The 4431-nt window shown below is 46.9% G+C and carries 5 protein-coding genes and 1 pseudogene; 5 read left to right on the top strand and 1 reads right to left on the bottom strand.

The window, feature by feature from the left end; translation table 11 throughout:
• From HMPREF2606_RS10545 to HMPREF2606_RS01235, 4 genes and pseudogenes are all read left to right on the top strand, one after another.
• Nucleotides 1-1564: pseudogene (locus tag HMPREF2606_RS10545) on the top strand (VENN motif pre-toxin domain-containing protein); the annotation flags it as partial.
• Nucleotides 1564-2058 carry a contact-dependent growth inhibition system immunity protein gene (locus tag HMPREF2606_RS01245; RefSeq protein WP_019271746.1) on the top strand — a complete coding sequence of 165 codons (495 nt, stop codon included), beginning with the start codon at nt 1564-1566 and terminating at the stop codon, nt 2056-2058. The pseudogene HMPREF2606_RS10545 and the gene HMPREF2606_RS01245, both read left to right, overlap by 1 nt.
• 91 nt (nt 2059-2149) lie before the next feature.
• The gene (locus HMPREF2606_RS01240; RefSeq protein ID WP_283122329.1) at nt 2150-2686 is read left to right on the top strand and encodes a hemagglutinin repeat-containing protein; all 537 of its coding nucleotides are present in this window, start codon (nt 2150-2152) and stop codon (nt 2684-2686) included.
• A 399-nt stretch (nt 2687-3085) separates the two neighbouring features.
• A complete protein-coding gene (locus HMPREF2606_RS01235; RefSeq protein ID WP_283122328.1) occupies nt 3086-3643 on the top strand; it encodes a hypothetical protein in 558 nt (185 codons plus the stop codon).
• Here the strand turns inward: HMPREF2606_RS01235 and HMPREF2606_RS11195 are convergent.
• The gene (locus HMPREF2606_RS11195; RefSeq protein WP_283122327.1) at nt 3618-3869 is read right to left on the bottom strand and encodes a hypothetical protein; all 252 of its coding nucleotides are present in this window, start codon (nt 3867-3869) and stop codon (nt 3618-3620) included. The two genes, HMPREF2606_RS01235 and HMPREF2606_RS11195, sit on opposite strands and share 26 nt — an antisense overlap.
• Before the next feature lie 3 nt (nt 3870-3872).
• Between HMPREF2606_RS11195 and HMPREF2606_RS01225 the strand changes: the two genes are divergently transcribed.
• On the top strand, nt 3873-4431 hold a 559-nt coding region (locus HMPREF2606_RS01225), incomplete at its 3' end, for a hypothetical protein (RefSeq protein ID WP_283122326.1).

Below are 4431 nucleotides of genomic sequence, written 5' to 3'. Positions count from 1 at the left end.
AGCCGAGTATCTGGCCAAACAATACGACGACGGCAAGACCGCCATCGACCCGACAACGGGGAAATTCAATCCCAACCTTCTGCCCGAGCACATTAAGGAAGAGATCAAAGCGCAGACCGGGGCGATTGCTTCGGTGGTGGGTGCGGCGGGCGGCAGTCTGAACGGCAGCGGCAGCACCAACGGCAACAGCAATGCCCTGTTCAATGCACAGGTAGGGGGTGTGCTTGGACAGAATGCGGTGGAGAATAATCTGCTTAACAACGAAGACAGAAAAAAATACGATCTTTTAACAGAGAAAATTCTCAACCATACAGCAAGTAATGAGGAAAAGGCCGAATTTGAGCGGCTGGCTGCTAAAGACCAAGTAAGCAATGAGTTATATAGAAAATATTATTCAGACCTTCATCGAAAAGATGGAAAAAAAGACCTGACAACCCAAGAAGCAGCTAGTTTGCGATCCTATCTAGACATCATCTATGATGATCAGAAAATTCTTGATAGAAAAATTAAGAATGATCTCTATCAAGGTAAAGAAATCTTGAGAAATGGAGAACCTTATTATCCGTTTTGGCTAGCCAAAAGAGATAGAAAAGTCAGAGAACATTGGAATAACTCTTGGAAAGAAATCCAGGATGCCCGAGGAAAGTATAAAACCGGTTTGGCTGCTGTTAAGCATTTCTTTTTATCGGAAGGTCGTCCGATAGGGAAATACGAGAAAGCTTGGAATATCCTTGAAAGGGATAAAGCTTATGCCGATAGTTTTGAAGGCAGAGCAGCAGCCTCCACCGCACAAGGCATTGCTTTAGGTTTGGAATTTACCACTCGAGGACGTTATCTGATGATGGCTATTGGTGGAGCACAAGCCAGTTACGGAACTTATCAAATCACACAGGGAAACCTTGAGCACGGGAAAGCCAATTTCTTTTTAGGTGCCGGAACAATGTTGGGTAGTGTCAGTCTTGGTGGGGCTTCGGTTAAGAAATCTCCGTTGGCAATCCGCGGACCGATTCCGGCCGGATATAACCGACCGCTGACCAGCTTGGATGTTAATGCTGGGCGTATGGCTAATCAATTTTCAACTGCACATCAGAAAGTTACGGATTTAAATATCTTATTTGCCAAACCAAGTAAAACCGTTTCTAATTCAAAAGTAGGTATCCAATGGAATAATGGTATTGGAAAGCAAGGTATGCCATGGGAGAATTATGTTGGTAAAAACCTTCCCTCGGATGCTCGACTACCAAAGAATTTTAAAACTTTTGATTATTATGACTCCCGTGATGGCTTAGCCATTAGTGCTAAGACATTGGATACACAAACAGCATCAAGGATGCTCAAACCAAGACAAATTTATAGTACTTTAAAAAATTATATTGACAAAGCTGCCAATTTTAAAACTTACTCTCTTTCTAGTGTTAAGTTAAATGCTGATACAATTACTCGGAGAGAGATACATTTAGCTATTCCAGCCCAAACCACTAAAGAACAATGGCAGCAAATCAACAAAGCGATAGAATATGGAAAGACTCATGGTATTAATGTTAAAGTAACGGAGATTAAATAATGGAAGATAAGTGCGAAAATAAATATTTTGCAAGTTTGTATGCAAATGAAAAAGCGTTCATTGTGCAAACAGAATCCGGATTTAGGTTGTTAATGTTAGACACCTTATTCCCACCTCATATTTTGTTTCCGGATGTCGATAACAATCTGCTTGGTCAAGCTGTTTTCCAGGCATTAAAAAATAGTCGAACTTTTGAATATGGGAGTAAAGAATATAAAAATTTTTTCGATCCGGTACAAAGAGTTCAACGCTATAACCAATGGGTTGATCATATACGAGAAACACTGGGGTATAAAACCAAATTAGCTTTTTTTAGAAAGATGATGATGTGCAGCATTAAAATGGATAGCAAGGAAATCGTAATTTCCCCCAATAAACATATCAGATCGGATGCGTGGGAAGGCATTGATGGAAAAGATATAATCATACCCGTTGACAGAAACTACTCGGAAATTGGACAAGGAGCAAAACAAGCTCTAAGTTATTGTAAGTAAGTATATACGTAGTGCATAGGCCTGTTCCCACAACATACTTTTAGTGGCCGACGCCGTCAAAAACCAAACCGGACAGCAAGGCGCTGTCCTCTTGTCCGTTGAAGCCGGTTTCGGCTTTAAATCCGCCGGCAAGGAACAAAACCAACACTACCGCCAAAGCCAGCAAAGCAGCCTGAAAGCCAGCGGCGACATCAATATCCGCAGCCGCGAGGGCGACATTACCGTCCAAGGCAGCAACATTACTGCGGGCGACACCATCCGCCTCGATTCCGCGCGCGACATCCGGCTGCAGTCGGCCCAAGACAGCCAACATCAGGACGGCAAAAACCGTAATGCCGGCGTACAGGTCGGCGTCGGGGTTTCCGTCGGTGCGCAAACCGGTGTCTATATCTATGCCGAAGCCGCCTACGGCAAAGGCAAAAACCGCACCGACAGCCAAACCCATCAAAACACCCTGCTGCAATCGGACAAACTGCAGCTCAGCAGCAAGGGCAATACCGTGCTGAACGGTGCCCAAGCCCATGCAAAACGCATCGACGCTGAAGTCGGCGGCACACTGCACATCGAAAGCCCGCAGGACACTGTCGAACAGGAGAGCAAACAAAGCGGCGGCGGCATCCGCGCCTAAGTCGCGCTCGGTACCGCATGGAGCGTATCCGGCAACTACAACCAAAGCAAAGCCAGCGGCCACAGCCGCAGCGAAAGATATTAGGATCAACCAACAGCAGGTAAACAACCAAATGTGCCGGGTAGGGATCTGCCGCCCGGATGTCCAAGCCACCTTGCGTGATTCTAATAAACGAATTTATATCGAATACGATCGCGCCAGTTCGAACCGTGGAGCCGGACATGCATCGAGAGCATTGAGTAATGATCCGGATGCTATTGTAATTTTAAGAACCGTGGATTAGATGATGAATGTAAACAAAGATTTTTTTCTTGCAAAGACGGCCATCCAAGCCTGAAACAGTTTTATTTTATTGGCGCGCCATTTGAAAAAGCACTGGATCTTTATCTAAAAAGACGTATGGATTTAAGTGATTTTTATCAAAATCTAAAACCGAAACTATCGTATTTGGATGAGGAGTATACCCTCAGTCAGAAATTGGATTTCTTGAATCCGCTTGAGATTACCGGATCATCCAAATATTTATTGTTGGAAACGCAGTCTGATTGGTCATTGCTAATAGGTAATAACCGGAACGGCACAGACTTTTCAAGTGTGCCGTATGAAGCCTTGCTGTGGAAAATCAGATTATTGACTATGTACTTACGCCCATATTTTGGCAAAGATGAATTCGGTGCGGTCTCATTTACCCTATATGAGGGCAGCAAACAGGTTTCCCGTCATGACTGCGAAACCAGAGATGTTATGCTGCATAAAGAAACCAGTCGTGTCGAGTTTATGGAATATGGCACGCCGCTGCCGTTTGAACAGACAGAAAAATATACCGAAAGACTCAAAAAAAACAGGCTGACTGTGGAGATGATCGAAGAATATTGCAAACATTTAGGCATTTCATTATTTGATTTGGACTTCTACCAGTCCAAAGCCTCCCTTATTGAGATATTGAGAAACAAATAACTTCCATCTCTTCAAAAAGACAGTCTGAAAAATATTCAGGCTGTCTTTTAACGTCGGCAGCCAGAGCGGTCTCTTTGCCGGCGAAGGCGGCTACCACATCACAGCCGACAGCGTCCGACTCAAAGGCGGTGCCATCGCTTCTGCCGCAGACAAAGACCACAACGAACTCACCGCCCGCAGTTTCAGCTTTGAAGACATCCGCAACGAAAGCAGCTACAGTGCCCAAAGCATGGGTATCGGCGCCGGCTACGGCGGCAGCCTGAAAGGCAGCGGCGGCTTCAATCAAAGCGCCTTCGGCCGTGCGTCCCAAACCGCCGGCCAGAACATGAACAAAGGCCTCAACTACAGCCCCACCCTGCCGCAACATGAAAGCGGCGGCAGCCAAGGCTATACCCGCTCCGTACTCAGCGAAGGCAACATCACCATCGGCGACCAAGCCACCAGCGCCCGCGCACTCGGCATCCAAACCGATCTGCAAAACGCCCACCGCAGCGCCGAAGCCGTACCCGATCTGCAAAACCTACTCGACAAACAGCAAACCGTCGCCCAATCTACTGCCGCCATCCACAGTGCCGTCGGCACCTATAGGGGCAACCGTGCCAAAGCGGCAGCCGAAGAGCTGGAAAAACAACAGGCCGCCCACGAAGGCAGCCTGAAAGAGCGTAACGACGGCAGCTACGAACACTACCTCAGCCTAAGCGACGCACAACGGCAGCAGGAGATGCTGGCCCATTCCCCCGCCTACGCCCAAGCCTACCAAGAAGCCCGAAGCTGGGGCGTAGGCGGCA

This window comes from Neisseria sp. HMSC070H10, from assembly GCF_001837635.1.
Classification (GTDB): Bacteria; Pseudomonadota; Gammaproteobacteria; order Burkholderiales; family Neisseriaceae; genus Neisseria; species Neisseria subflava_A.
Note: the sequence above shows the minus strand (reverse complement) of the source record. Positions and strands in the feature narration are given on the sequence as shown.